The organism is Enterococcus cecorum (genome assembly GCF_052119425.1).
Classification (GTDB): Bacteria; Bacillota; Bacilli; order Lactobacillales; family Enterococcaceae; genus Enterococcus_E; species Enterococcus_E cecorum_C.
The window spans coordinates 25962-52082 of record NZ_JBQKFH010000009.1 but is presented as its reverse complement, the minus strand read 5'-3'; the positions used below and the strand labels follow the sequence as shown (position 1 = coordinate 52082).

Genomic DNA, 26121 nt, shown 5'->3' with positions numbered 1-26121 from the left:
GTTTCTTGAGCTTTCTTATTAACCATAGTATACTAACAGTGTGTTAAAAATTCAACACTGTGTACAAATAATCGAAAAGTAAGGCGAGGAAAATTTCATGGAATATATCGAAGTGAAAAATGAATCCAAACATTACCAAATGGGTGAGACCACCATTACAGCGAATCATCGACTGTCTTTTTCTGTCAAGAAGGGAGAACTAGCGATTATTCTAGGTCCGAGTGGTGCGGGAAAGTCCACTGTTTTAAATATTTTAGGAGGCATGGATACACCGGATGAAGGGGAAATCTTTGTGGATGGTGTAGATATTGCAAAGTTTAACGAAAAAGAATTAACGACCTACCGACGCTTAGATGTGGGGTTTGTTTTCCAGTTTTATAATTTAGTTCCGAATTTAACGGCTAAGGAAAATGTAGAATTGGCAACAGAACTCGTCAAAGATGCGATGGATCCGGTGGAAGTATTAAAACTTGTCGGCCTAGAAAACCGCTTGGATAATTTTCCAGCGCAATTATCAGGTGGTGAACAACAACGGGTATCTATCGCGCGGGCTTTGGCTAAAAATCCTAAGTTACTGCTCTGTGATGAACCGACTGGCGCATTGGATTTTCAGACAGGTAAGATGATTTTGAAATTATTACAGCAAGTTAGTCAAGTGCATGGAAATACGGTCTTGATTATTACCCATAATTCGGCTTTGGCTCCGATTGCTAACCGTGTGATTCATATTAATGATGCCAAGGTGCAAAAAATAGAAGAAAATCCACATCCAAAATCAATTGATGAACTTGTTTGGTAGGTGATGATGATGAAACATAGAACCTATTTTAAAGCTAGTTTAAGAGAAATTAAGCAATCAAAAGGCCGCTTTTTCTCCATTATGATGATTATTTTTCTAGGTGTGTTTTTGTTTGTAGGTGTAAAGGCAGCGGCACCTAGTTTACAAAATTCAGCTAATCAGGAATTAAGGGATTTAAAGGCTAGTGATATTCAAATTATCTCTACAGGTGGCTTAACGAAAAAAGATGTTCAGTCATTAAAAAAGTTAAAAGCAACGATTGATCCAGGGTATTTATTATATGATGCCGATGCTAAGACCAATAAAGTCTATGAATTATTGAGCTATCACAAAAATCAACTCAATCAACTTAAAGTAAAATCCGGGCATCTTCCAAAAGCTGATAATGAAATTGTGATGGATGCTAAGGCGAAAAAGGCAGGCTATCATTTAGGCCAAACTTTTACTTTTGATTTACCGAATGATTTGCGCCAAAAAACATATAAATTAGTCGGTTTTGTGGATTCCCCGCTATTTGTATCTAATAATGAAAGAGGAGCGAGTACGGTAGGAAATGGTTCTGTAGATTATTTTGTCTATGTACCTAAAGAGAATTTCAAAGCAGAGGTTTATAGCACCATTTATCTCGCCTTTTCAGATTTACAAAAGCAAAATGTCTATCAAAACAATTATGAAAAACGTGTGTCCAAACGATTAGCGCAGGTCAAAAAAGTCTTAAAAAATCGTCCAGGTCAACGTTTAGCTGAAATCAAAACACAAGCAAATAAGCCTATTGATGATGCACAAAAACAGTTTGATGCAGGTAAGCAACAATTGCAGCAAGCCAAACAGCAACTCAGTCCACAAATAGCAATTGCTTCTCAGCTTCCTTTAGAGGCTCAAGCAAAATTAAAGCAAGCTCAAGCAGATTTGCAAAATAAAGAAGTGCAACTAAGTAAGCAACAGGCGCAACTCGATAAACAAAAGGAAAAACTTGAACAGTTACATGAACCTAAGTATCTCTATTATACCAAGGATGAGAATGTAGGAATTCAAAGCTATGGGGAATTAACAACACAAATTGATGGGATTGCCAATGTCTTTCCAGTATTTTTCTTTTTCATTGCTGCTTTAATTACCTTTAGTACCATGACTCGCATGGTAGAAGAAAACCGTCGCGAAATCGGTATCCTAAAAGCTTTAGGGTATGGAAAATGGACAATTGCACAAAAATATATATTATATGCGAGTTTGGCTACTTTCTTGGGAATTCTCTTGGGGACTGTTGCTGGAACGAATTCTTTACCTTACATTATCAATCTATTCTTAACGGCTAATTTCATTTTTGATACGCTACATTTATCTTATGCAACCGGTGCGATTTTACTTTCCATTATTGCCTGTATTTTCGCATCATTAGGGGCTGTGGCGATGGTTTTAGTGAAAGAATTACACGAAAAGCCAGCCTATCTCTTACTTCCTAAAGCACCTAAGCCAGGCAAACGAATTTTGTTGGAGTATCTTACACCGCTTTGGTCACGATTTAGCTTTAATCAAAAGGTCAGCTATCGAAATATTTTTCGGTATAAATCCCGCATGATTATGGCAATTATCGGGATAGCTGGTTGTTGCGGTTTGATGGTTGCAGGTGTGGGCTTGAAACATTCATTAGAAGCCGTGATTGATGAGCATTTCGGCCCAATTGTAGATTATCAAGGTATTGTTTCACTAAACGATACCTCAAAAAAGAGTCGGGAAAAAGTTGAGCAAGTGCTGTATTCAGATCATCATATCAAAGCAATCTTACCTGTTGAAATGCAGTCGTTGGAATATCATAAAAAGTCTGTGTCGGTTATGAGCTTTGATCAGGGAAATCCTAATGAAAAATTTGTTCACTTCAAAGATTTACAGAATAATCCGCTACATGTTACTAATCAAGGTGCAATTATCACTCATCCGTTTGCAAAAGAATATGATTTGCAAAAAGGGGATATGCTGACTTTACAAGATAGTGACGGTAGAAAATATAAAATAAAAGTAGCAGCGGTGGCAAAATATTATATTGGTAACTTTATTTATATGACGAAAAATTATGCTGAAGATATTTTTGGCAGTAACTATCAAAAAAATACTTTACTGATTCAAGCAACCAAGATGAGCAAATCACAAGAAGCTAAATTTTCGAAAAAAGTCCTTAAAACTAATAAAGTAAGCAATCTTACGTTGATGACAGGTCAAATTAAATTGCAAAAGAAAATGACAGATAATCTGGATATTATTGTGATTATCTTTGTTGTACTCTCAGGGATGTTAGCCTTAGTTGTTTTATATAATTTAACGAATATCAATATTTCTGAAAGAATTCGTGAATTGTCTACGATTAAGGTGCTGGGCTTTTATAACAAGGAAGTTACGATGTATATTGTACGTGAAAATATCATCTTCACTATTTTGGGGATTATACTTGGATTTGGTGTAGGTTATCTTTTGACGGGCTTTATTTTATATCAAGTCTCCTTTAATCAAGTCATTTTTCCAATAAAAATCCATGCAAGTGCTTATCTTCTGGCAAGTGGGATGACGATTATCTTTACCTTTATTGTAATGGTTATTACGCAATTTCGTTTGAAACATATTCATATGATTGATGCATTAAAATCAAATGAATAACGAAGATTGTGATGGCTAAAGATGTGAAAAATGTTGTTTCATGGTATAAACCTTTCCTTATATGAGGGTTACACCTCACAAAAAAGAACAGCTCTTTATGAACTGTTCTTTTTTGATTAGTTGTTATTAAAAAAGTTTTCAAGTCCTTTTACAATATCATTAGCGATCTTTTCTCGATAATCATTACTGGTAATATAGGCTAAATCTTTTTCATTATTAAGGTAACCTAGTTCTAGTAAAAGAGATGGCTGGGTTGTTTCACGAATCACTTCGAAATTTCCTTGCTCAATACCTAAATTATTCAAAGGTAGGTTATCAAATTGGTGACTGATACTTTGAGCTAAGTTTTGATATTTATTATAGTAGTAATAAGTTTTGACGCCTGAGTACTGATTATCAACATCAGCTGCGTCAAAGTGAATGCTTAAGAAAACATCGGCATTTTTATCCATTGAAAATTTTGTGACATCATCTAAATAAATATATTTATTACTTGAATTATGGGTTAAGTAAACTTTTGCACCAGCATTTTCTAAGGCTTTTTTGATTACTTTAACCATCGCGATGGTCATATCTTTTTCATAGTATTTTTTATTTATGCTAGATGCACCAATGTCATCGCCTCCATGACCAGCATCTAAAACGATAATTGCATTTTTAAGTGTATGTATGGGTTGAAGCATTTTTTTTGTGAATTTACTAGCATCACTTTTCGAAACATAGCCAGTAAAACCTTGATTAGTAGACACTAAATAAAAGTCATTTTCCATTCCTTGATAATCAAAAATTTCCCCTGGTGATACAGCTTCTAAAATTTGACTAGTAGCATCGGCATTTTGATATAGATTAATATCACGAGATGTTACTTTTACAAAAGACTTTTCTTCTGCTTTTCGCTGAGGAATCTTTTTTTTCTTAACGGTTGTTACTGTAGTTGCCTCCTTTTTTTCTGGTTTATGTAGTAAATGCCCTTTGATTGGTCCAAAAATGAGCCATAACAGTAAAAGAATACCTAGAAGGGAGAAACGATAGCGCCACTTCTTTTTTAATCTGCGTTTTTTCTTTTTCTTAGCCAAAAAATGACCTCCATTCTTTCAGTGAATATTGAAGAACTATGTGACAAGTATGTAAAAGATTAATGACAACTGAATCACCTTACTTGTAATTTTACTGAATCTTTCTTACAATGTAAATTATTGAATAAGAATTTTGGGGGAAATATGAAAAAAATTGTGATATTTCTATTCAGTGGGGTATTGTTTTTTTCAATTGGCATTTATTTTGAGCGCTGGATAGCGGGAGATTATTCAAAGAAGTTGCATCTATCTGAAACGGTACTAGCAACTTCTTTGAATAAGCAAAAGCAAAGTGAATTGAAAGAAAATAATTTGAATTCATCTACTACTTTAATGGCCGAGGCTAATCATGAATTACGCAATCCATTGAAAATAGTTTCAAATCCAGCAATGCAAAATTTTCGTTGGCGTAATCTTGAACCTGTTGTTTTAGTCGATGAGCAGACGAATCATTTTTTGTTTCAAACTGGTAAAATCTATCTCTATCCGCATAAAGAGTCGCTTGTTTATCCAAAGTCTGAACAATTTTTGCATTTTATGGCTATCTCTAGACAAACGGTCAAGAGCCAAGGAAAATTATGGTATCAAGTGGCCTTTCCTGATGAAGTACTAGGGTGGGTTTGTGAAGATCAGATTGAAATGCACAACGATGACTATTATTTCTATCAAACGGGTGGTTCCCAACCCAATTTAGCTAAGGTTAAGGATCTGAATATTGAGGTATCAATTGGGCAAAAGCGTGTTTATGTAAAAAGTGGAGAAAACATTGTGTATACCATGCTTTGTCAAACTGCTCGTAACGGTTACTTCACGCCGACTGGCAGTTATTCTGTTAATGATTATCGAGCGAATAGTTTTTGGTCTACTTTTGGTGGGGCGGACTATGCGGTTGGTTGGAAAGATGGCGGATTGTATCTGTTCCATAGCATTGATAAAGAATCTGATAAAGGTCCTTATGCAAAAAGTCAGGGATTAAAGCTTGGAGTGACGGGAAGTGGCGTTTCCCACGGCTGTATTCAATTATCAATTCCTGATGCGAAATGGTTTTATGAACAATTGCCGACGGGTACACCTGTTAGTATTCTTGCCTAATAAATGAGTCAATTTCTAATGATAATGATTATTAGGAATATGACTCATTTTTTGTTTTTTTATAGCGATAAACTATACATTAATAAAAATAGGTGCTAAACAAAAGCAACAATGTATGGTAAAATTGAATAAAAGTGACATAAATGTAAATTAAGAATTATACTAGAATGATTCGCTTTCATAAAAAATGAAAAATAATAAAAATGATATTTAATTATACTTGTAATTTTGATTTCTTAAATGAACATTTTAGTTTTATGTTATCTTTAGAAAGATGTGATAGCAATGTTTAATCAAATGAATATTAATGTCAATGCGCCGAATGAAAAATTAAGTATCGAAATTCGTTTAGTTGGAAAACATGTTGAATATAGTTTTTCAAGAATAGCGGGTCTTTATACTTATCATTCTGGAAGTGTTGATGAGAAAAAATCTCAAGAATGGTTGCAAGAGATTAAACAATCCTCTTTGGCTGACTGGCCGGTTTTACCAAATGATGCTAGTCCAGAAATCAAACAAAAAAATAAATGGAATGTAGAATTTTTTGATGAAGATGGATTGGTTATTTCCTATGGTGCAGATGATTATTTTCCAAAAAATTGGGGAAAATTTCAACAAAAAGTATTGGACATGATTCCTGAATTACTTGAACAGTATGGAAGAGGCATTGAAGCTGTTACTTTTACGGTCAAAAATTTAGATAAATATATGCCTTCGAATTTTATGCTTTCTAAGCAAACCTATTTAATTTTGCAAGAGACCTTAACATTACGACGCAGTACACGCAAGATCACCTATGAGAAAATCGATGAAGTGAATCAAAGAACTTATTATGAATTCGAACGTCGCGAGTTAGGTCAACTGTTAAATACTTTTCAATTGGTTTTCGCTACTCAAAATAGTCGTGGGAAAGAAGAAGACCGCAAAGTCCATGATTCAGATGTTTACTTAAAGATTGAGTTGATCGATGGCACTTTTGAAGAGTATTATTGGGGTTTACATCAGATGTTTTTTACACCTGGTTGGAAAGAATTAGTAGATGCTATCCATGATTTGATGCTACAGGGAAGTACTTTTTTAGGCCATATCTTTACCTCACTGCCACTCCGTCATAAAGAAATCAGCCAATATATCTATGCTTTGGTTGAAATTGAAGAGACCAGGCAGCAGAATTATTATGTGGTAGATAATCTTTTCGTCCATGAAGGTGATTATGTAGTAGTACCAGTGGGCAATCAATTAGAAGAAAAAGTTGCCAAAATATTGAGTCTAGAATATTATGACTTGAAAGATTTGCCTCAGCCATTAGAATTTACCCGCAAAATTTTGCGTAAGTCAGATACCGTGAAGTTTGCACGTGACTTAGAAGATGACTCGGTGATTGATAATCGTCAAATTGATATTGCTTTAGAAGAGATTGATGAGGATCCATCTATTGAAGAGACGATTGCCTTAATGGAAGCTATACGGCAAAATATGAATTTAGGTGGTGAGTTAATTTTACCTGTTCACCCGATAAGAACCAAAAATTCTCATCATAGCTATCACTTAGGTTCTAAAGATGAAATATTAATGACAACCGATGGTAAGTCTTGGGAATTGTTCCGACTTTTTGTAGAGAATAACCAAGAGGCGTTTGTTGCTTTTACTAATATTGAGGAATTTGAAAAAGACGGTCGCACGAAAGGGATTGTTTATCCGATTTCAGCAATTTTGGAAATGGTGGCAAAAACACCTAATGTCAATGGTATTATGCTAAATCCATATGGACGGCCATTCTTTTTGGCAAAGGAATTGATTATGACCATTTTCATGCGTAATCAAGAAACCATGAAGCGTAGTCAAATCTATTTAGAGTATGCAAATGTGGTGAATTTAACTGCAGATAGTGTCGTGAATAATTTGAAATTTAATTTGGATAATACCCAAAGTTTGGATTATGTGTTACGAACAAAGATTGGTACACGTTTGGCAGATTATTATGATGATTTGATGACTTTACGCCCTGGTGAGGTGAAAGTAACTCCTGGATTTGGTGCGAAAACGAAATATATTTTCCACACCGTTATTCCCAAATATCAGCAATGTCCTCAGGCAGATGAATGTGTCATCAATAGCTACTATGAGTCATTAAATCAAGCACGTAAATTAAATTTGAAACAGATTGTATTGCCAATCTTTGGCTTTAATGATGCAGGCTATCCTTTAGAAGAATTAATGCCACTCATTATCAATACAGTTGCGCAGTGGATGACTGATAATCGTGATTATGTTTTACATGTTTATTTATCTACAGAAGATTTTGAAGTATACAGTGCTTTTCGTGATTATTTAGAAGAGGCTTAAGGGGGAAAAGATGAACGATAAACAAATCAGTTCTTTAGAAAAAATTGTTAGTACAGTGGTAGATATTTTGTTAGGGATTTTGGTCGTTATTGTCATTATTGTGATGGGTGAAGCGATTTATTCGATTTTCCAGCAAGTCGTGCCGTTAAAAAGTACTAATTCCCTATACTATCTGATTGAAGAGGTAGCGACATTATTTATCCTTTTAGAGATTATTTTAATGCTATTGAGATATGTCCGTGATGACCACCATATCCCGGTGCGCTATTTAGTTTTGATTAGTATTACCGCTATCTTAAGACAATTGTTGCTTGCACATGGAAGTGGCTTAGAGACTTTATTTATGGCTTTTGCGATTTTGGTTTTAGTGATTGTTTTATATATATTAGAGCATCTCAAGTCATTTAAGCCAGAGATATTGGTTAAGCAAATGATTGCCAAAATGAAAAAAGAAGAGAAAGAGTAAGGTTTTGGCCTTGCTCTTTTTTGTTTAAATACAATGAGAATTATGTGAAAGGTTTAATAATACTTGCAATTATAACTATGAAAGCGTTACAATAATTACGAGAAATATTTTTTAAAGAGAAATGTAAACGCTAACAATAAGAGGTGGTTAACATGCGTTGGTGGCAAAAAATATTCGGAAAAAAAGAAGAAAAAATGCCAGAAAAGAAGCAAGTGGCAGCAACTTCTTTTACCGAACAAGTTCATAATAAAGAACCAGGTGAACAATGGCGCGAAATCCCATTGTTCGTTGAGGTAGAAGGAAGCCAAAGAGAGCTTGCGGCTGTTATTAGCAGTGCGATTTGTGCAGGAGATGCTCCGGATAGTACTTGGCAAGTAAAAAGCATTAAGCAGCACAATCCTGATGCGAAAGTGATTAGCTTGATTGCAGCGAGTTTGGCAGCTGAAATTTATCCAGAGAGTCAATGGAAAATCCATTCTATTAAAGAAAAAATTTAGTCGGAGGAATTGTTATGCTTAGAAAATTTAAAATATCAATTGATGGGAAAGAATATTTAGTGGAAATGGAGGAAATTGGGGGAGGTGCACCACAAGCACCGGTTGTCCCACAAGCACCAGTAACTCCTACACCACCGGTTGCGCCTCAAGCACCGGTAGCACCAGAAGTTCCTAAGACACCTACAGCTGCTAGTCCAGTTACAAGTGATGCTGAGCCATTGGTTGCCCCTATGCCTGGTAATATTTTGAAATTATTAGTAAATGTTGGAGATTCCGTACAAGAAAATCAACCAGTGATGATCTTAGAAGCGATGAAAATGGAAAATGAAATTGTCGCGCATCGCAGTGGGTTTGTCAAACAAATTTGTGTTGAGGTTAATACAATGGTCAATCCTGGAGATCCGTTAATTGTAATTGAATAGAATGGAGGGAGAGTCATGCAAGCTTTAATGGATAGCTTACAAGTCTTTGTCCAAGAACCAGGACGCATTGTGATGATGGTCATTGGTGGCATTTTAATGTACTTAGGGATTAAAAAGGAATATGAACCTACACTTTTAGTACCAATTGGGTTAGGGACGATTTTAGTTAATTTTCCATTTTCTGGGGTATTGATGACTGGAAATGAAAAAGGCCCATTTCAAATTCTGTTTGAAGCAGGGATTAATACGGAACTCTTCCCATTATTATTGTTTATCGGGATTGGGGCAATGATTGATTTTGGTCCACTGTTACAAAATCCTTCGCTACTTTTATTTGGTGCCGCCGCGCAATTTGGGATTTTCTTTACAATAATTATGGCTGTTTTACTAGGCTTTGATTTGAATGATGCGGCGTCAATTGGCATTATCGGTGCAGCTGATGGACCAACTTCGATTTTCGTGGCTAATACGTTACATTCTAAATATTTAGGGGCGATTATGGTGGCTGCTTATTCTTACATGGCTTTAGTACCGATTATTCAACCGGTTGCCATCAAAGCAGTCACGACTAAAAAAGAGCGACAAATTCGTATGCATTATCAAGCACATAATGTTTCACAAACGGCTAAAATCATTTTCCCGATAGTCATTTGTGTAATTGCTGGAATTATTGCGCCGGTTTCACTACCATTGGTGGGCTTTTTAATGTTTGGTAATTTACTTAGAGAATGTGGGGTATTAGATCGTCTTTCTTTGAGCGCTCAGAATGAATTAGTGAATTTAATTAGTATTTTATTAGGGCTAGCTGTTTCAGTAAAAATGCAATACAGTGAGTTTTTGCGCTGGGATACATTAATGGTCATCGCACTTGGTTTAGTTGCCTTTGTGATGGATAGTGTTGGTGGCGTTTTGTTTGCGAAGTTTTTGAACCTTTTCTTAAAAGACAAAGTGAACCCAATGATTGGGGCGGCGGGTATCTCGGCTTTCCCAATGTCTAGTCGCGTGATTCAAAAAATGGCTACCGCTGAAGATCCCCAAAACTTTATATTAATGCATGCGGCTGGCGCAAATGTTTCTGGTCAGATTGCTTCGGTGATTGCCGGTGGGTTAGTCCTATCCATGTTAGTGTAGAAAGTGAGGAAGCAGAATGTCTGAGAATTTAGCCAAAGCACTAGAAATTTTATTATTTGGTTGGGGTGGCGTTTTTGTTGTGATGATTTTGATTTATCTTGCTTCTAAATTAATGGCTACACTATTTAAGGTGAAGAAGTAAGATAGAAAGAAGGGTCAATATGTCTAAGGTTATACGTTTTACAGAAACTATATTACGTGATGCACAACAAAGTCAAATCGCTACAAGAATGAGTACAGAAGATATGTTACCAATTTTAAAAACATTAGATGAAGCAGGATTTTATGCTTTAGAGATGTGGGGGGGCGCGACTTTTGATGCTTGTTTACGGTTTTTAAATGAAGATCCATGGGAAAGATTGCGTAAAATTCGAGCTGAAGTGAAGCATACGAAGTTACAAATGTTGCTGCGTGGTCAAAATTTATTAGGATATAAGAATTATGCCGATGATGTCGTAGAAAAATTCGTACAAAAATCCGTTGAAAATGGCATTGATATTATTCGTGTATTTGATGCCTTAAATGATGTGCGTAATTTAGAGACTTGCATCCGCGCGACGAAAAAAGCTGGCGGTCATTGTCAAGCAGCGATTAGTTATACGACGAGTGAGATTCATACCGTGGATTATTTTGTTGATTTAGCCGTTGAAATGGAAAAGATGGGTGCTGATTCCATTTGTATCAAGGATATGGCTGGGGTATTAATGCCACAAACTGGTTTTGAACTTGTGAGCAAATTAAAAACTGCTTTAAAAGTACCGGTTGAAGTTCATACACACGCAACCAGTGGCATTGCTGAAATGACTTATTTAATGTGTGCCAAAGCTGGGGCAGATATTATTGATACAGCTATTTCTTCTTTTGCAGGAGGTACCAGTCAACCAGCCACTGAGTCGATGGATTTAGCCTTAACAGAGCTAGGATTTGATACCAAACTAGATATCGATAAGCTTTCAGAAATTGCAGAATACTTTAATCCAATTCGGGACCGTTTCAGAAAAGAAGGAAGATTAAATCCTAAAGTCAAAGATGTCGAACCAAAAACCTTACTTTATAAAGTACCAGGTGGCATGCTCTCGAATTTATTGAGTCAATTAACAGAGCAAGGTTTGCAAGATAAATACGAAGAAGTCTTAAGAGAAGTGCCTAAAGTGCGAGCAGATTTAGGCTATCCTCCATTGGTTACGCCTTTGTCACAAATGGTTGGTACGCAATCTTTGATGAATGTGATTTCAGGGGAACGCTATAAATTAATTCCAAAAGAGATTAAAGATTATGTCAAAGGGCTATATGGACGACCACCCATGCCAATCTCAAAAGAAATGCAGGAAAAAATCATTGGTCAAGAAGAAGTTATTACTTGCCGACCAGCTGATTTGTTAGAAGACCAATACGATCAGTTTGCTAAAGAAATTGCGCAATACGCGAAATCAGAAGAAGATGTCTTGATTTATGCCCTATTTCCAAAACAAGGTCGTGATTTCTTAGGTCGTAGAGAAGATAAATTTTATGATGTGCCTGTTCAAACAGTGACAGTAAAGTTTTGAGGTGAGCCCCATTAAGCGGTTGGTTCAAACTTCTGATTGATAAGCAAGTTATTATTATGTTTGCTCAATGTATGTTAGAATAGTTTTGCTTTTAAATTTTTAAAGCAAAAAATTATTTTTAGGAGGATATTTGTGAGTCAAGTACATAATAATGATTTTCAAGATATCGTATTGAACCGTCGCTCGATTCGAAATTACGATCCATCTTATAAAATTGAACATAGTGAGTTATTACAAATAATTGATGAAGCTGCTAAAGCGCCGTCATCTGTCAATTTACAGCCTTGGCGTTTTGTGATTGTTGAAAGCGAGGAAGCAAAAGCCAAGTTAAAACCATTGATTCGCTTTAACACTTTACAAAACGAAACTTCTTCAGCCATGATATTAATTTTTGGGGATTTGAAGTGTCAAGAGTATGCTCAAGAAATTTATCAAGAAGCAGTAAATCGTGGATTGATGCCACAAGAAGTCATGGAAAAACAATTAGCTGCGATTGTGCCAATGTATGACAGTCTAAATAAGGCACAAATGGAACGTATTGTACAAATTGATGCGAGTTTAGTGGCCATGCAGTTGATGCTAGTGGCTAGAAGTCATGGCTATGATACGAATCCAATCGGTGGTTTTGATGCGGATCAATTAGCTGCGGCCTTTGATTTAGATGAGGAGCGTTTCCATCCAGTAATGATTTTATCGATTGGTAAAGCAATGGAAACTGGCTATGAGTCTGTACGCTTATCAGCTGAAAAGATTACATCCTTTAAATAAAGATAAATAGTTCATTCCAATGTTCTGGGATGAACTATTTTTTCTAGGTATGCGTAAAAAAATATGCTAAAATATGAATACGTATTCAAAAAAAGGTGAGGAAAACAGTTGCTAAAATTAATATTAACCGATATGGATGGCACGTTTTTAAATAGTCAAGGAGCATATAATCGTGATTATTTTCTAAAACTGTGGCCAAAGTTAAAAGAAAAACAAATTGCATTTGGCGTATGTACAGGCAAGAGTAGTGCACGAGTGGAGGCGTTATTTCCTGAGATAAGTGATGAAATCTGGATTTTAGCAGACAGTGCGACCAGAATCAAATATCAAGGAAAATGCTTATATGAACAACTGTTGGATAATCAGCTTGCCTTAGCTATGATTGCCCGTTTACAAGCGATTCATAGCGACCAAATAATCATAGCTTATACGAAAAATGCCGTTTATATCAATCAAGATATTCCAAAGATTCATAAAAACAGAGTTCTAGCCTCTAATCCTGGTGCGATCGAAATAAATGATTTGCAACAAATTACCGATGACTTTATCAAGGTGACGGTCTATGATCCAGCTAGTCGTTGTTTAGAAACGGTGCAACAATTAGCTGATTTTACCGAGCGTGCTTATATTGTTGCTTCAGAAACGCAGTGGATTGATATTGCAGCAAAAGGTATACACAAAGGGAGTACCGTTGCAAAACTCCAAGAATTGTTAAAGATAAGTCCCAAAGAAACGGCGGCCTTTGGAGATGGTTGGAATGACTTGGAATTATTCGCTCAAGCCAATTTTCGTTTTGCAATGAAAAATGCAGTAGAAGAGTTAAAAAATCAGGCAAATTTCATCATTCCATCTAATGACGAAGACGGTGTTTTACAAACCATTGAATTATTATTATCCTTAATGGAAAAGAAAGAAGGAAGTACCGGTGAAAATTGAACATGTTGCTTTATTAACCAATGATTTAGAAAAAATGCGTGACTTTTACGAAACTTATTTTTCAGCCAAAAGTTCAGTGTTGTACCATAATCCAAAAACCAAATTTTCTTCTTATTTTTTGAGTTTTGAATCTGGTACACGTTTAGAGCTTATGCAAAAACTTCATACAGCGCCTCATGGATTTGAACAACTTGGTTATCATCACTTAGCTATCTCACTTGGTAGTAAAGAAAAAGTAGATGCCTTTGCGCAAAAATTAAATGCAGATGGCTATCCCTTATTAAGTGGTCCGCGCACAACTGGCGATGGCTATTATGAAGCAGTCTTACAAGATCCTGAAGGCAATCAAATTGAGATTACTGTTTAGTAGTTACTTCAAAGTACCTAATTGTCCTCCTGATTCGCTTATGTTAAAATTAATTTGTAGTTGAAACAAAGAATAGGGGGATTTTTATTATGCGTGAAATGAATAATATAATTATTGGCTTTGGTAAAGGTGGAAAAACATTAGCCAAAAAGTTAGCTAGTCATCAAGAAGAAGTTATCGTTATCGAAGCAGATGATAAAATGTATGGTGGTACTTGTATTAATGTAGGTTGTATTCCATCTAAAACTTTAATTACTCAAGGTTTGAAGCAACGTGATTTTACTGTTGCTTCAGAGAAAAAACGTACCCTTATTGATAAGTTACGTCACAAAAATTATCACATGCTAGCAGATGAAGCTACAATTGAAGTGATTCATGGGTACGCACAATTTAAAGATAACCATACTGTACAAGTGCAATTACCAAATGGAGATGTAGAAGAAATAAAGGCAGAACGTATCTTTATCAATACTGGTTCAAAATCAGTGATTCCTGAGATTGAAGGATTAAGTTTAGGAAAACGAGTAGGAACATCTAAAGAAATAATGGATCTAACGGATAAACCAGAAAAACTTGTGATTTTAGGTGCGGGCTATATTGGATTAGAATTTGCATTTATGTTTGCTAATTTTGGTAGTCAAGTAACTGTTTTAGATAATCGCGAATTATTAGGACGTGAAGATGAAGCTTTCGTAACCTTAATTAAGGAACAGGCTGAAAAAATAGGGATTCATTTCAAATTAGATGCTCAAGTGCAAAAAGTAGATGAATCCGCAGAAAATGTAACTGTAACCTTAGCTGACGAAGTATTGACAGCTGATTATTTATTAGTAGCAACTGGACGTAAACCCAATACCGAAGCATTAGGATTAGAAAATACGGATATTCAAGTTGATGCTAGAGGTGCTATCCAAACAGATGAATTCTTACAAACAGCCGTAGAAAATGTCTGGGCTTTAGGTGATGTTAGAGGAGACTTACAATTTACTTATATCTCATTGGATGATTTCCGTATTGTTTATAATCAACTATTCCAAGATAAACACCGATCAGTCAATAATCGTCCTAATGTGCCATATACGATGTTTATCCAACCAGCTTTTTCTCATGTAGGATTACATGAAAAAGAAGCTCAAGCAAAGAAAATGAAGTATCGTAAGTTCACCCATCTTAATAGTAATGTACCAAAGGCAAATATTTTAGAAAACCCAGTAGGAATGTGGCAAATTCTTGTAGATGAAGAAACAGACCAAGTACTTGGTGCGACTATTTTTGGTGAAGAATCTTATGAAGTCATTAATTTGCTTACCTTAGCAATGAATGCTCATGTTCCATATCAATTATTACGTGATCAAATTTACACGCATCCAACAATGACTGAAGCATTAAATGATGTCTTAAAATAGATTTATCTCATATTGAGCGAATAGCAAACTGGCAAGAAGTCATTTTGCTATTCGCTTTTTTAATGGCAAATGAGATTTATTTGTCCCCAGTGTTTCATTTGTTTGACTATTTGAAAGAGTTCACGTCCCTTAGTCGTGAGTTGATAGGTAGATTCGACGCTATTTTGAATGGTTATTTTTTCGTTTTTGACTATTTCATTGGCAATCAGTAGGTCAAGCTGCTGTTTAATCATTTTCGGTGTACTACCATCAAGTTGCCGAACTAATTCTAAAAAGCGTGTGTCTTGAATGGCTAGCGTTTCAATAATTTGAGGGACCCATTTTCTTCCTAGTAGATTTGCTAAAGCTTCAGCCGGACAAGTGTAAATCTCCTCTGATGTGAATTGAAAATCGTTCATTAGTTTCTCCTCTTGCTAACTATTTTCTTCATTATACAAAAGGTACTAAATGAAAGCTAGTTATTCGGAATGAAATATTTATGCGAAAATATGAATTTTTATTGAAAAATATCAGGGATATATGTATAATAATGCATAAATATCAAAAGGTTGTGGTTAGATGAATTCAGTATTTCAAGGAAAAAGTTTTTTAGCGGAAAAGGATTTTACGAAACAAGAATTAATGTATCTGATTGATTTTGCGATACATTTAAAAGAATTAAAACAAAAAAATATCCCACATGCTTATTTGGCAGGAAAAAATATTGCTTTATTATTTGAAAAAACTTCGACGCGTACCAGAAGTGCTTTTACGGTAGCGGCGAATGATTTGGGGGCACATCCTGAATTTTTAGGTGCCAATGATATTCAATTAGGCAAAAAAGAGTCGGTTATTGATACAGCGAAGGTACTCGGTAGTATGTTTGACGGGATTGAATTTCGTGGCTTTGCGCAAGATACGGTTGAAACTTTAGCGCAATATGCTGGGGTACCGGTTTGGAATGGTTTAACCGATTTATGGCATCCGACGCAGATGATTGCTGATTTTATGACTATCAAGGAACATTTTGGACATTTAGAAGGCTTGAAGTTGGTTTATTGTGGCGATGGACGCAATAATGTGGCGAATTCTTTATTAGTAACCAGTGCCTTGTTAGGTGTGAATGTGGCGATTGTTAGTCCGAAAAATTTACTTCCAAGTCAAGCAATTGTGGAGATGGCCCAACAGTTTGCCCTTGAGTCAGGGAGTCAGATAGAATTGACCGATGAGATTGCTCTAGGTGTCAAAGGGGCCGATATATTATATACCGATGTCTGGGTTTCGATGGGTGAAGAAGCGCAAATAGCCACGCGAATCAAAGAATTACTGCCTTATCAAGTCAATGCCGAGTTAGTTAAATTGACCGGCAATAAGGAGCATTTGATTTTCCTACATTGTTTACCGGCCTTTCATGATTTACAGACCAAAACAGCCCAAGAAGTATTCGAGCAATTCGGCATGAAGGAAATGGAAGTGACGGATGAAGTTTTCCAAGCCTCCTATGCCAAACAGTTTATTCAAGCTGAAAATCGGATGCATGCGATTAAGGCAATCATGGCTGCGACTTTAGGCCATTTGTTTATTCCAAAGGTTTAATCTTTCGTATATTCTTTCACATGACTTTCAAACGGTGACATCAATCGTTTGAAAGTTTATTTTTTTGTTATCGTTTTAATAAAGATATGTACTAAAATTCCTTTACATAGTCTATAATTATGCTTGTTTTTCATAGTCTAGGACTAAAGTCGCATAGTCAGCTTATTAAAATGGTGTTATACTATTTACGGTTAGTAAAAAAGTTTAAGTTTATTTTAAGAAAGCATGAAAAAGTTAAATTCACTTAAAAATTGATTGCTCATTGTTTAATGGGCAACTATAATTACCCATGATGAAGGAGGCAGTTAACATGAACTTTTTAAAATCACGACCTCGATTAAATTATTGGTTATTATTTACAGCTAAAACCCTCTTTTATTTCGGCATATTGCTTGCATTGATTTATTTGTATCATTACAAGAATATCCAAGGTGGTAGTTTTATTTATAACGAGTTTTAGGGGGATGAAAGATGGTTTCTATCATTGAAAGAATTGATCAGCAGGCAGGAGATAGACTTGTCTACAGTGATGATCAGTGCCAATATACGTATCAAGATTTAAAAGAAAAATCTGATCATATTGCTTATTATTTAGCAAAACATTTTCCAAATCGTGCACCTGTTGTGGTTTACGGTGGTTTACAATTTGAAATGCTTGCCTTTTTCTTAGGAGCAGTCAAATCCGGGCATGCTTATATTCCGATTGAAAGTCATACGCCGAGTGAACGTATTCGCTTAATTTTACAAACGGCGCAACCGGCTTGTATTTTAGCAGTGGATGATTTTGATTCAAGTATTGCGCCAGATATGCAAGTGCTAAGCTTTCATGCAGTACTTCAGCAACCAATCGATGAGACTTTGGCATTAGAACCAGTAACCAAAGATGAAAACTTTTATATTATTTTTACTTCGGGAACAACAGGTGTGCCAAAGGGTGTACAGATTTCTCATGATAATTTAGTGAGTTTTGTTGATTGGGAGTTAAAGGATTTCCAATTACCGAACCAGCCAAGATTCTTATCTCAAGCACCTTATTCTTTTGATTTGTCGGTGATGAGTATTTATCCTGCTTTATGTGCCGGTGGTTCATTGATGCCACTAGCTAAAGAAATAGTGGATGACTTTAAAGCATTATTTGCTCATTTGCCAAAATTAGGCATAAATGTTTGGGTCTCTACGCCATCTTTTGTGGATATTTGTTTAATGGCTCCTGAATTTGACGGTCAGCATTTGCAAGAATTAACGCATTTTCTATTCTGTGGGGAAGAGTTAACGAAACAAACGGCTCAAAAATTATTGGATCGTTTCCCAAATGCAAAAGTCTTTAATACTTATGGACCAACGGAAGCGACGGTTGCTATTTCACAGATTCAAATTACGCAAGACATTATTGATAATAGCGCTCGTTTGCCGATTGGATATGTCAAAGAAGATTGCCAAGTAGTGATTTTGGATGAAGGCAAGGAGCAAGCAGTAAATGAAGTTGGCGAAATTGTGATTGTGGGGCCAAGTGTTTCAAAAGGCTATATGAACAATCCTGAAAAGACCAAAGAAGCCTTTATTACGTACCAAGGGCAACCAGCCTATAAGACAGGTGATGCGGGTAGTTTAGATGAAAATGGCTTACTTCATTATAATGGACGAATTGATTTCCAAGTGAAGTTACATGGTTTTCGAATGGAACTAGAAGATATCGACCATCACTTAATGAAAGTTTCCTACGTGGATAAAGCAACGGTAGTCCCAAAATATAAAGATCATAAAGTACAACAGTTAGTCGCTTTTGTGGTGGCGAAAGAAAATGAGTTTGCCAAAGAATTTGAACTCACTAAGGCAATCAAAGCTGAATTAGCCCAAACCGTTATGGATTATATGATTCCGCAGCGTTTTGTCTATGTGAAAGAATTGCCACGAACCGCCAATGGCAAGATTGATCGCAAAGGTTTAATGAATGAGGTGAATACATAAGATGAATTTTCCTCACATGATTCCATATGCCAATCCAACTTATTTTGGTTATGTCTTTTTACTGATTTTACCGATTGTCTTTGGTTTATTAAAATATCAACGCCGCTTTTTAACTTATGAAGCACTGATTACCTTATTTTTCTTATTTGTAAGCTTTGGTGGGAGTGATTATAAGCAAGGTCTGGCATTGATTGGCTATGTCGTATTCCAAACGATTTTGGTCTGGGGCTATTTTAAGATTCGCCAAAAAAATAATTCGACACCATTGTTTTATTTGGCGGTGATTTTAGCTATTTTGCCGCTGACATTAAGTAAACTAACCCCGTTTTTTGAGCAGGGCAAGGCTTCGATGTTTGGCTTTTTAGGGATTAGTTATCTTACCTTTAAATCGGTGCAAATGGTCATGGAAATTCGTGATGGGATGATTAAGGAATATCATCCAGTAAGCTATATTCGCTTTTTACTATTCTTCCCGACGATTTCTTCTGGACCGATTGATCGTTATCGCCGCTTTGAAAAAGATGTGAAGGCCAGTCTAAGTGCTGATCAATATTTAGAAATGATTGCCAAAGGGGTCACGCGAATCTTTTTAGGCTTTTTGTATAAATTTATTATTGGCTATTATTTAGGAAGTTTATTATTGCCTTTGGTTAAGCGTTTAGCCTTAAGTTATCATGGCATTTCATTACCGTTAGTGGGCGTGATGTATGTTTATAGTTTATATCTATTCTTTGACTTCGCTGGTTATAGTTTATTTGCAGTAGGGGTAAGTAATTTGATGGGCTATGACACACCGATGAACTTTAATAAGCCATTTTTATCTTGGAATATTAAAGAGTTCTGGAATCGTTGGCATATGAGCTTATCTTTCTGGTTTAGAGATTATGTTTATATGCGTTTGATGTTTACCTTAGTGAAGAAAAAAGTCTTTAAGAGTCGGATAGTTGCTAGTAATGTTGGGTACTTTGCGTTATTCTTATTAATGGGGATTTGGCATGGCTTGACTTGGTATTATATTGTCTATGGTTTATATCATGCGACTTTAATTTGCTTAACTGATGCCTATCTACGCTTTAAGAAAAAACATAAAGATAAATTGCCATCCAATAAATTTACGCATGCTTTAGCGGTTGTCGCAACTTTCCATGCAGTGGCGTTTAGCTTTTTGATTTTTTCAGGATTTTTAGATCAACTATTTTTTAAATAATAAATGAATGGAGTTTTTGAAAATGCAAGAAACAGTCTTATCAATTTTAGAAGATTTAACAGGAACAAGTGAAGTACGTGAAAATTTAGATGTGGAATTATTTGATGAAGGTTTATTAGATTCTATGGGTACTGTTCAATTATTGGTTGAATTAGATGGCCAATTAGGTGTGAATATTCCTGTTTCTGAATTCGAACGTGACGAATGGAGCACCCCAAATAAAATTATTGCTAAAGTAGCGGAATTACAAGGTTAATCAAATGAAAAAGAAAAGTTGGCATTTATTTGGCCCTTTTCTTGCAGCATTTGTACTTTTAGGGGCACTTCTCATCAGTCCTTTGGCACCTAAATTGCTTAACCGCACCCAGATTTTTCAAGCTTCTACTTCGATGTCAGCTGATGTAATCAAGGGCAATGCGGTGAAGAATCAAGCCTTTGCTGACAAGGAGTATGTCCCTTTTTTTGGTTCATCTGAATTAAGCCGTATCAGTGCCTTTCATCCATCTACTTTAGCACTGAAGTACAAACGGCCTTATGTTCCTTTTCTTTTGGGGGCACCGGGAACACAGTCAATGACCCATTATTTAATGTTGCAATCTATGGGCAAAGAATTAACGGGTAAAAAGATTGTTTTTGTGATTTCTCCGCAATGGTTTGTGCCAGAAGGAGTAACGAGCATGTATTTTGACCGCTATTTTTCTAAGCAGCAGGCCTATCAATGGTTGTTCAATTTACAAAAGATTGAGGAAGCTGATCGCTATTTTGCCCAACGTCTATTAAAATACGATGTGGTGCGTAAAGATGTCCTGTTAACGGGGATGCTTCATCGTGTGAGTCAAAATCAATTACCAACGTCACTACAATATGGCTATTTGAAACTAGCTAATCGTTTTTATGAAAATGAAGATGCAATGTTTGCTGGTTTAGATATTAAAGGCAAAGAGCAAAAAGTAGCCCAAGCGATGAAAACTTTGCCAAATAAGTATAACTATCAGCAACTTGATAAATTAGCCTATCAACAAGGGGAAAAACGCGTAGGTAAAACGCCTTTTATGATTGACCGTCGTTTCTTTAATCGCAAAGTGAAACCTGATTTAGTCAATCTAAGAGGGGCGCAACAAACTTTTGACTATCGCTATTCACCAGAGTATTCGGATTTTGAATTAGTTTTACAAGCCATGGCTAAATATCAAATTGAGCCACTCTTTATCATTCCACCGGTAAATAAGCAATGGAGTGATTATACCGGTCTGTCGCAACAAATGTTAAAAGAATGCGCGGAAAAAATTACTTATCAGTTGAAGTCACAGGGATTTGAAAATGTAGTCGACTTTACGGATCAAGCAGCGACTCCTTACTTTTTACAAGATACTATTCATTTAGGTTGGCGCGGTTGGCTAGCTAGTGATCAATATATTCAACCATTTTTAATGAGCAAGAAACAACCTGTCAAATATCATTTGGATAATCGTTTCTTTACCAAAGAATGGCAACAAGCGAAAATAAAGGAAATGGTTTTACCAAATCCAAATGAGTAAAAATAAAAAATACTTTCTAATCTCTCTGCAAGGTGGATTAGGAAGTATTTTTTTGTAAACATCTTGCAGCGTTCAGTAAACTGATGTATAATGTTTACCAAAGACAACAGAATTGGGGAGTATGTTTATGGCAGGGATTAGAACAGTTGCGCAACGGGCTAAGGTATCACCCGCTACTGTTTCTCGTTTCTTGAATAATGATCCGTCATTAAGAGTAACCGAGGAAACTAAAGAAAGAATTTTGGAAGCGGTACAATTTTATCATTATGAAAAGAAAGAGCGTAAAGGGCAAAAAGGTCCTTTAATTGAATTAGGAGTCATTACGGCAGCTTCTGAAATTGATGAGTTAGAAGATCCGTATTTTCGCTCGATTCGAATTGGTATTTTGACAGAATCATCGAATAGTCATGTGGAAGTCAAAAAAATATTGTATCGTCAGCAAGATAAGGAATTTAGACTTGATGAATTAAATGACTGTGGGGCCATATTGGTGATTGGTCGTTTTTGTGATCAGGTGATTGAGCAATTATATCAAATGAATCCACATATTATTGTGTTAGATGTTCCGAGTTCAGAAATTCATTATGAAGTAGATTCAGTGTATACTAACCTTGGTAAAGCGATGGTGCAGCAATTAGATCGTCTGTATGAAAAAGGTCATCGGAATATCAGTTATATTGGTGGTAAAAACCAAGTGATGACAATTAAAGGAACAACGGATGTCAATGGTTTAGAGGTGCGGAATATTGCTTATGAACAATGGATGAAAGAAAAAGAATTGACCCTATATGAGCATAGTTATCTAGGAGATTGGAGTTATGAAGACGGCTATCGTTTAACAATGGAACTTTTAGATAAACAAAAAGATTGTTTACCAACAGCAATTGTTGCTGGTAGTGATCCGATGGCAGTGGGGATATACCGTGCATTGCAAAAACAAGGGTTAAGAATTCCAGATGATATTTCAATAGTCAGTTTTGATGATGTGGATGTTGCAGAATTTTTAACACCCAATTTAAGTAGTGTCTATGTTGCAGCTGACGAAATTGGTAAAATTGCGGTTCGTTTAGCAAGGCAACGATTATTAAAAGAAAGAAAGGTACCAGTTAACGTTGAAGTAGGTTATCAAGTAAGGGTACGAGAAAGCGAAAAAACGATTACTGAATAATTATTGATAGAGCATCTAGTGTACATACTAGGTGCTTATATTGTTTAGTAAAAAATACTAAAATTTTTACCGCTAAAACATTGACAAAACTTTAGTGAACGTTTATTATATGGTTGTAATAAAGAAAACGCATCCATTGTAGGAGGGAAAAAGCATGAAAGTTGCTAAAAAATTGTTAGTAGGTGTTAGTTTGGTTAGTGCAGTTGGTTTACTAGCTGCCTGTGGTAATTCGTCTAAATCATCTAATGGTGGTAAAACGAAAGAGATTGAATTCTTTAGCCAAAAGAAAGAAATGCAACCAACACTACAAAAAATTATCAAAGACTTTGAAAAGGAAAATCCAGATATCAAGGTTAAATTTACCAATGTACCAGATGCTGGTAAAGTCTTGAAAACACGTATCGCAAGTGGAGATACACCGGATGTAGTTAACGTTTACCCACAAAACGCTGATTTCCAAGAATGGGCAAAAGCAGGGATCTTCGAAGATTTAACTGGTAAAGATTACTTGAAGAACTTAAAAGAAGGTGCGGCTGAAACCTATGCGATTAACGATAAGATTTATTCCATCCCATTAACAAACAATGCTTGGGGATTCTTCTACAATGCAGATAAGTTTAAAGAATTAGGTTTAGAAGTACCTAAAACTTGGGATGATTTTGAAAAATTAGTTGCCACAATTAAAGATAAAGGTGAAACGCCTTTTGCTTTAGCGCTAACACAAGCAGATTCATGGATTTTAAACGGTTACCATCAATTAGCTTGGGCAACAGTAGCCGGTGGTTTCAAAGCAGCGAATGATGAATTAGTTCGCAGTCCTAAAGATGGCATTAAAACATCAAGTGAAGTATTCCAACAAGTGACTAAAGAATTAGATTTATTACATGGTAATGGACAAAAGAATGCAACTGGGGCAACTTATGATGATGCCATTGCAACGTTTGCTAAGGGCGATGCTTTAATCTTCCCTAATGGTATTTGGGCATTACCAGCTATCCAAAATCAACATCCAAAATTTGAAGTTCGTACTTTTGCTTATCCAGGTGTAAAAGAAGGACAAGAATTGACTGTTGGTGCGGCTGACTTAGCATTATCTGTTTCAAATAAATCTAAAAACAAAGAAGCTGCCAATAAATTCATGAAATATATGACAACTAAAGCAGCAATGCAAAAATACTATGATGTAGACGGTTCACCAACCTCAGTTACTGCTGTTGATACAGATGGCAAATTTGAAGAAACAAAAGGTGTAACTCAATATGTATTTACGGATAAACAAATCGTATGGTTACAAAAAGAATGGACTTCAGAAGAAAAATTCTGGCATGCAACTGTTAACTATGTCAACTCTCAAAAACCTGATCAATTAGCAAATGATCTAAACACATTCTTCAATACAATGAAGAAATAAAAAATAATCAATAAAGGAGCACACCATTATGTTTAAGAAGGGATTTTTCAATCGTAGTTGGGCATGGCTATTTGTCATCGTACCAATTGTTTTACAGTTAGTATTCTTCTATGTACCAATGGTGCGTGGATTTATCTATAGCTTAACAGACTGGACTGGTTTAACCCCAGATTACAATTTTATTGGATTAAAGAATTTTGAACATATCGTTTCTGATTCTTACTTCATGAAATCAGTTGGGTTTACAGTAATGTTTACGATTGCCCTCATTATCGGTGAAGTGGTGCTCGGCATTGTGATTGCGCGTTTATTAAACCGCAAGATGAAAGGAGTAGGCTTTTTTAGAACAGCCTACTTCTTCCCCGCAGTGCTAAGTACGGTAACTTTAGGATTGATCTTTAAACAATTATTTAACTATGGTTTACCACAATTAGGAGAAAAATTAGGAATTGAGTTTTTATCGCAAAACTTAATTGCTAATGAGCATACGGTATTTTGGGGAGTGTTATTTGTAGCTCTCTGGCAAGGTGTTGCGATGCCAGTCGTTATCTTCTTAGCTGGTTTACAAAGTATTCCCGAAGATATCTTAGAAGCAGCCGACATTGATGGGGCAAATAATTGGCAGAAGTTCTTAAATATTGAAATTCCGTATTTATTGCCTTCGTTGAGTATGGTCTTTATCATGGCGTTAAAATCTGGGTTAACGGCCTTTGATTTGATTTATGCCTTAACTGGTGGCGGACCAAACGATAAAACGACCAGTCTTGGATTATTAGTTTATAATTATGCGTTCCAAAACAATCAATATGGTTATGCCAATGCGATTGCGGTTGTATTATTCATCGTGATTGCTATTATCTCAATCTTACAAATTCGTTTATCTAAAAAGTTTGAAGTATAGGAGGAGTAGAAGATGAAACGTAAAGGAACTGTTTTTAGTTATCTAGCTTTGATACTGGGATTTTGCTTAATCTTTATTCCGCTGTATTTCACTGTCTTGTCCTCTTTTAAAGAAACAAGTCAAATCACAGGTAATTTCTTTGGTTTACCGAACCCATTTACGATGGATAACTTCCAACGTTTACTAGATGATGGGATTAGTCAATATTTCTTGAATTCAGCGGTTATCTCAGTGTTTTCAATTGTTTTAATTACCTTTTTTGTACCGATGGCAGCTTTTTCAATTGCTCGTAATTTATCTAAGAAAAAAGCCTTTGCCTTGATGTATTCATTCTTGATTCTAGGTATTTTTGTTCCCTTCCAAGTCATTATGATTCCTATTACGACAATGATGACAAAATTAGGTCTTTCAAATATCCCTGGATTAATCATTTTGTATTTAGCTTATGCGATCCCACAGACTTTATTCTTGTATGTAGGTTACATCAAAACAGCCATTCCTGAAGAGTTGGATGAAGCTGCAGAAATTGATGGTTGTGGTAAGTTTCGGATGTACTTCCAAATTGCATTTCCATTGATGAAACCAATGCACGCAACGACATTAATCATTAATGCTTTGTGGATTTGGAATGACTTCTTATTACCTTTATTAATTCTAAATAAAGATAATTCAAATTGGACATTACCATTATTCCAATACAACTATCAAGGACAATATTTCAGTGATTATGGTCCAAGTTTTGCTTCTTATGTTGTAGGGATTATCGTTATCTTAATCGTTTACTTGATTTTCCAAAAGAACATTATTTCTGGTATGACTAATGGTTCTGTAAAATAATTTTGAGGAGTAGC

Annotated in this window: 26 protein-coding genes; 24 read left to right on the top strand and 2 right to left on the bottom strand. The window is 35.6% G+C overall.

Features of this window, described 5'->3' with window-relative positions:
* Positions 1-97 precede the first annotated feature (97 nt).
* Positions 98-799: an ABC transporter ATP-binding protein gene (locus ACTQZM_RS03570; RefSeq protein WP_248625266.1), complete on the top strand. Its 702-nt coding sequence runs from the start codon at positions 98-100 to the stop codon at positions 797-799.
* Between the two features lie 9 nt (positions 800-808).
* Entirely contained in the window at positions 809-3448 is a 2640-nt protein-coding gene (locus tag ACTQZM_RS03565) for an FtsX-like permease family protein (RefSeq protein WP_441652913.1), read from the top strand.
* Between the two features lie 116 nt (positions 3449-3564).
* Here the strand turns inward: ACTQZM_RS03565 and ACTQZM_RS03560 are convergent, their stop codons facing one another.
* Positions 3565-4524, bottom strand: coding sequence for an N-acetylmuramoyl-L-alanine amidase (locus ACTQZM_RS03560; protein ID WP_441652912.1), 960 nt, complete (start codon positions 4522-4524; stop codon positions 3565-3567).
* Between the two features lie 144 nt (positions 4525-4668).
* Here ACTQZM_RS03560 and ACTQZM_RS03555 point away from each other — a divergent pair, with 144 nt between their 5' ends.
* The 12 genes from ACTQZM_RS03555 (at position 4669) to ACTQZM_RS03500 (ending at position 15502) form a co-directional block, all read left to right on the top strand.
* The gene (locus ACTQZM_RS03555; protein ID WP_441652911.1) at positions 4669-5616 is read left to right on the top strand and encodes a L,D-transpeptidase; all 948 of its coding nucleotides are present in this window, start codon (positions 4669-4671) and stop codon (positions 5614-5616) included.
* A 285-nt stretch (positions 5617-5901) separates the two neighbouring features.
* Positions 5902-7962, top strand: a complete 2061-nt coding sequence (locus ACTQZM_RS03550) for a macro domain-containing protein (RefSeq protein WP_441652910.1) — start codon at positions 5902-5904, stop codon at positions 7960-7962.
* A gap of 10 nt (positions 7963-7972) precedes the next feature.
* Entirely contained in the window at positions 7973-8428 is a 456-nt protein-coding gene (locus ACTQZM_RS03545) for a phosphate-starvation-inducible PsiE family protein (protein WP_243199277.1), read from the top strand.
* Positions 8429-8580: 152 nt separating this feature from the next.
* On the top strand, positions 8581-8925 hold the full coding sequence (locus tag ACTQZM_RS03540; RefSeq protein WP_248625256.1) for a hypothetical protein: 345 nt from the start codon (positions 8581-8583) through the stop codon (positions 8923-8925).
* Between the two features lie 14 nt (positions 8926-8939).
* Entirely contained in the window at positions 8940-9347 is a 408-nt protein-coding gene (locus ACTQZM_RS03535; protein WP_441652909.1) for an acetyl-CoA carboxylase biotin carboxyl carrier protein subunit, read from the top strand.
* Between the two features lie 15 nt (positions 9348-9362).
* Positions 9363-10478, top strand: coding sequence for a sodium ion-translocating decarboxylase subunit beta (locus ACTQZM_RS03530; protein WP_171315786.1), 1116 nt, complete (start codon positions 9363-9365; stop codon positions 10476-10478).
* Positions 10479-10494: 16 nt separating this feature from the next.
* Entirely contained in the window at positions 10495-10620 is a 126-nt protein-coding gene (locus tag ACTQZM_RS03525) for an OadG-related small transporter subunit (RefSeq protein WP_016251649.1), read from the top strand.
* Positions 10621-10639: 19 nt separating this feature from the next.
* Positions 10640-12025, top strand: coding sequence for an oxaloacetate decarboxylase subunit alpha (locus ACTQZM_RS03520; protein WP_113843039.1), 1386 nt, complete (start codon positions 10640-10642; stop codon positions 12023-12025).
* A gap of 132 nt (positions 12026-12157) precedes the next feature.
* Positions 12158-12793 carry a nitroreductase family protein gene (locus tag ACTQZM_RS03515; protein ID WP_441652908.1) on the top strand — a complete coding sequence of 212 codons (636 nt, stop codon included), beginning with the start codon at positions 12158-12160 and terminating at the stop codon, positions 12791-12793.
* A gap of 108 nt (positions 12794-12901) precedes the next feature.
* On the top strand, positions 12902-13729 hold the full coding sequence (locus tag ACTQZM_RS03510) for a Cof-type HAD-IIB family hydrolase (protein ID WP_441652907.1): 828 nt from the start codon (positions 12902-12904) through the stop codon (positions 13727-13729).
* Complete coding sequence (locus ACTQZM_RS03505) at positions 13719-14096, top strand: VOC family protein (protein ID WP_441652906.1); 378 nt, start codon at positions 13719-13721, stop codon at positions 14094-14096. Before ACTQZM_RS03510 ends, ACTQZM_RS03505 begins: the two co-directional genes overlap by 11 nt.
* Positions 14097-14185: 89 nt before the next feature.
* Positions 14186-15502 (top strand): FAD-dependent oxidoreductase, encoded by a 1317-nt coding sequence (locus ACTQZM_RS03500; protein WP_441652905.1) that lies wholly within the window; start codon positions 14186-14188, stop codon positions 15500-15502.
* A gap of 59 nt (positions 15503-15561) precedes the next feature.
* Here ACTQZM_RS03500 and ACTQZM_RS03495 read toward each other — a convergent pair whose 3' ends face one another.
* A complete protein-coding gene (locus ACTQZM_RS03495; protein ID WP_441652904.1) occupies positions 15562-15900 on the bottom strand; it encodes a winged helix-turn-helix transcriptional regulator in 339 nt (112 codons plus the stop codon).
* A gap of 160 nt (positions 15901-16060) precedes the next feature.
* Here ACTQZM_RS03495 and argF point away from each other — a divergent pair, with 160 nt between their 5' ends.
* The 10 genes from argF to ACTQZM_RS03445 all read left to right on the top strand — a co-directional run bounded on the left by argF (position 16061) and on the right by ACTQZM_RS03445 (position 26107).
* Positions 16061-17077 (top strand): ornithine carbamoyltransferase, encoded by a 1017-nt coding sequence (gene argF, locus ACTQZM_RS03490; protein ID WP_441652903.1) that lies wholly within the window; start codon positions 16061-16063, stop codon positions 17075-17077.
* A 310-nt stretch (positions 17078-17387) separates the two neighbouring features.
* Positions 17388-17537: a teichoic acid D-Ala incorporation-associated protein DltX gene (locus ACTQZM_RS03485; protein WP_016251658.1), complete on the top strand. Its 150-nt coding sequence runs from the start codon at positions 17388-17390 to the stop codon at positions 17535-17537.
* Between the two features lie 11 nt (positions 17538-17548).
* The gene (dltA, locus tag ACTQZM_RS03480) at positions 17549-19045 is read left to right on the top strand and encodes a D-alanine--poly(phosphoribitol) ligase (protein ID WP_441652902.1); all 1497 of its coding nucleotides are present in this window, start codon (positions 17549-17551) and stop codon (positions 19043-19045) included.
* A 1-nt stretch (position 19046) separates the two neighbouring features.
* The gene (gene dltB / locus ACTQZM_RS03475; RefSeq protein ID WP_441652901.1) at positions 19047-20252 is read left to right on the top strand and encodes a D-alanyl-lipoteichoic acid biosynthesis protein DltB; all 1206 of its coding nucleotides are present in this window, start codon (positions 19047-19049) and stop codon (positions 20250-20252) included.
* Between the two features lie 22 nt (positions 20253-20274).
* A complete protein-coding gene (gene dltC, locus ACTQZM_RS03470) occupies positions 20275-20508 on the top strand; it encodes a D-alanine--poly(phosphoribitol) ligase subunit DltC (protein WP_016251661.1) in 234 nt (77 codons plus the stop codon).
* Between the two features lie 4 nt (positions 20509-20512).
* A complete protein-coding gene (gene dltD / locus ACTQZM_RS03465; RefSeq protein WP_441652900.1) occupies positions 20513-21790 on the top strand; it encodes a D-alanyl-lipoteichoic acid biosynthesis protein DltD in 1278 nt (425 codons plus the stop codon).
* Positions 21791-21917: 127 nt separating this feature from the next.
* Complete coding sequence (locus tag ACTQZM_RS03460; protein WP_441652899.1) at positions 21918-22958, top strand: LacI family DNA-binding transcriptional regulator; 1041 nt, start codon at positions 21918-21920, stop codon at positions 22956-22958.
* A 154-nt stretch (positions 22959-23112) separates the two neighbouring features.
* Positions 23113-24369 carry an extracellular solute-binding protein gene (locus tag ACTQZM_RS03455; protein WP_113827293.1) on the top strand — a complete coding sequence of 419 codons (1257 nt, stop codon included), beginning with the start codon at positions 23113-23115 and terminating at the stop codon, positions 24367-24369.
* A 28-nt stretch (positions 24370-24397) separates the two neighbouring features.
* Entirely contained in the window at positions 24398-25270 is an 873-nt protein-coding gene (locus tag ACTQZM_RS03450) for a carbohydrate ABC transporter permease (RefSeq protein WP_047338473.1), read from the top strand.
* A gap of 12 nt (positions 25271-25282) precedes the next feature.
* Entirely contained in the window at positions 25283-26107 is an 825-nt protein-coding gene (locus tag ACTQZM_RS03445) for a carbohydrate ABC transporter permease (protein ID WP_016251666.1), read from the top strand.
* The last annotated feature ends 14 nt before the right edge of the window (positions 26108-26121 follow it).

Bases quoted from the DNA above. Each gene is read 5' to 3' on its own strand.
- ACTQZM_RS03570 (WP_248625266.1), top strand. From the start codon at position 98: ATGGAATATATCGAAGTGAAAAATGAATCCAAACATTACCAAATGGGT.
- ACTQZM_RS03565 (WP_441652913.1), top strand. From the start codon at position 809: ATGAAACATAGAACCTATTTTAAAGCTAGTTTAAGAGAAATTAAGCAA.
- ACTQZM_RS03555 (WP_441652911.1), top strand. From the start codon at position 4,669: ATGAAAAAAATTGTGATATTTCTATTCAGTGGGGTATTGTTTTTTTCA.
- ACTQZM_RS03550 (WP_441652910.1), top strand. From the start codon at position 5,902: ATGTTTAATCAAATGAATATTAATGTCAATGCGCCGAATGAAAAATTA.
- ACTQZM_RS03545 (WP_243199277.1), top strand. From the start codon at position 7,973: ATGAACGATAAACAAATCAGTTCTTTAGAAAAAATTGTTAGTACAGTG.
- ACTQZM_RS03540 (WP_248625256.1), top strand. From the start codon at position 8,581: ATGCGTTGGTGGCAAAAAATATTCGGAAAAAAAGAAGAAAAAATGCCA.
- ACTQZM_RS03535 (WP_441652909.1), top strand. From the start codon at position 8,940: ATGCTTAGAAAATTTAAAATATCAATTGATGGGAAAGAATATTTAGTG.
- ACTQZM_RS03530 (WP_171315786.1), top strand. From the start codon at position 9,363: ATGCAAGCTTTAATGGATAGCTTACAAGTCTTTGTCCAAGAACCAGGA.
- ACTQZM_RS03525 (WP_016251649.1), top strand. From the start codon at position 10,495: ATGTCTGAGAATTTAGCCAAAGCACTAGAAATTTTATTATTTGGTTGG.
- ACTQZM_RS03520 (WP_113843039.1), top strand. From the start codon at position 10,640: ATGTCTAAGGTTATACGTTTTACAGAAACTATATTACGTGATGCACAA.
- ACTQZM_RS03500 (WP_441652905.1), top strand. From the start codon at position 14,186: ATGCGTGAAATGAATAATATAATTATTGGCTTTGGTAAAGGTGGAAAA.
- ACTQZM_RS03495 (WP_441652904.1), bottom strand. From the start codon at position 15,900: ATGAACGATTTTCAATTCACATCAGAGGAGATTTACACTTGTCCGGCT.
- argF (WP_441652903.1), top strand. From the start codon at position 16,061: ATGAATTCAGTATTTCAAGGAAAAAGTTTTTTAGCGGAAAAGGATTTT.
- ACTQZM_RS03485 (WP_016251658.1), top strand. From the start codon at position 17,388: ATGAACTTTTTAAAATCACGACCTCGATTAAATTATTGGTTATTATTT.
- dltA (WP_441652902.1), top strand. From the start codon at position 17,549: ATGGTTTCTATCATTGAAAGAATTGATCAGCAGGCAGGAGATAGACTT.
- dltB (WP_441652901.1), top strand. From the start codon at position 19,047: ATGAATTTTCCTCACATGATTCCATATGCCAATCCAACTTATTTTGGT.
- dltC (WP_016251661.1), top strand. From the start codon at position 20,275: ATGCAAGAAACAGTCTTATCAATTTTAGAAGATTTAACAGGAACAAGT.
- dltD (WP_441652900.1), top strand. From the start codon at position 20,513: ATGAAAAAGAAAAGTTGGCATTTATTTGGCCCTTTTCTTGCAGCATTT.
- ACTQZM_RS03460 (WP_441652899.1), top strand. From the start codon at position 21,918: ATGGCAGGGATTAGAACAGTTGCGCAACGGGCTAAGGTATCACCCGCT.
- ACTQZM_RS03455 (WP_113827293.1), top strand. From the start codon at position 23,113: ATGAAAGTTGCTAAAAAATTGTTAGTAGGTGTTAGTTTGGTTAGTGCA.
- ACTQZM_RS03450 (WP_047338473.1), top strand. From the start codon at position 24,398: ATGTTTAAGAAGGGATTTTTCAATCGTAGTTGGGCATGGCTATTTGTC.
- ACTQZM_RS03445 (WP_016251666.1), top strand. From the start codon at position 25,283: ATGAAACGTAAAGGAACTGTTTTTAGTTATCTAGCTTTGATACTGGGA.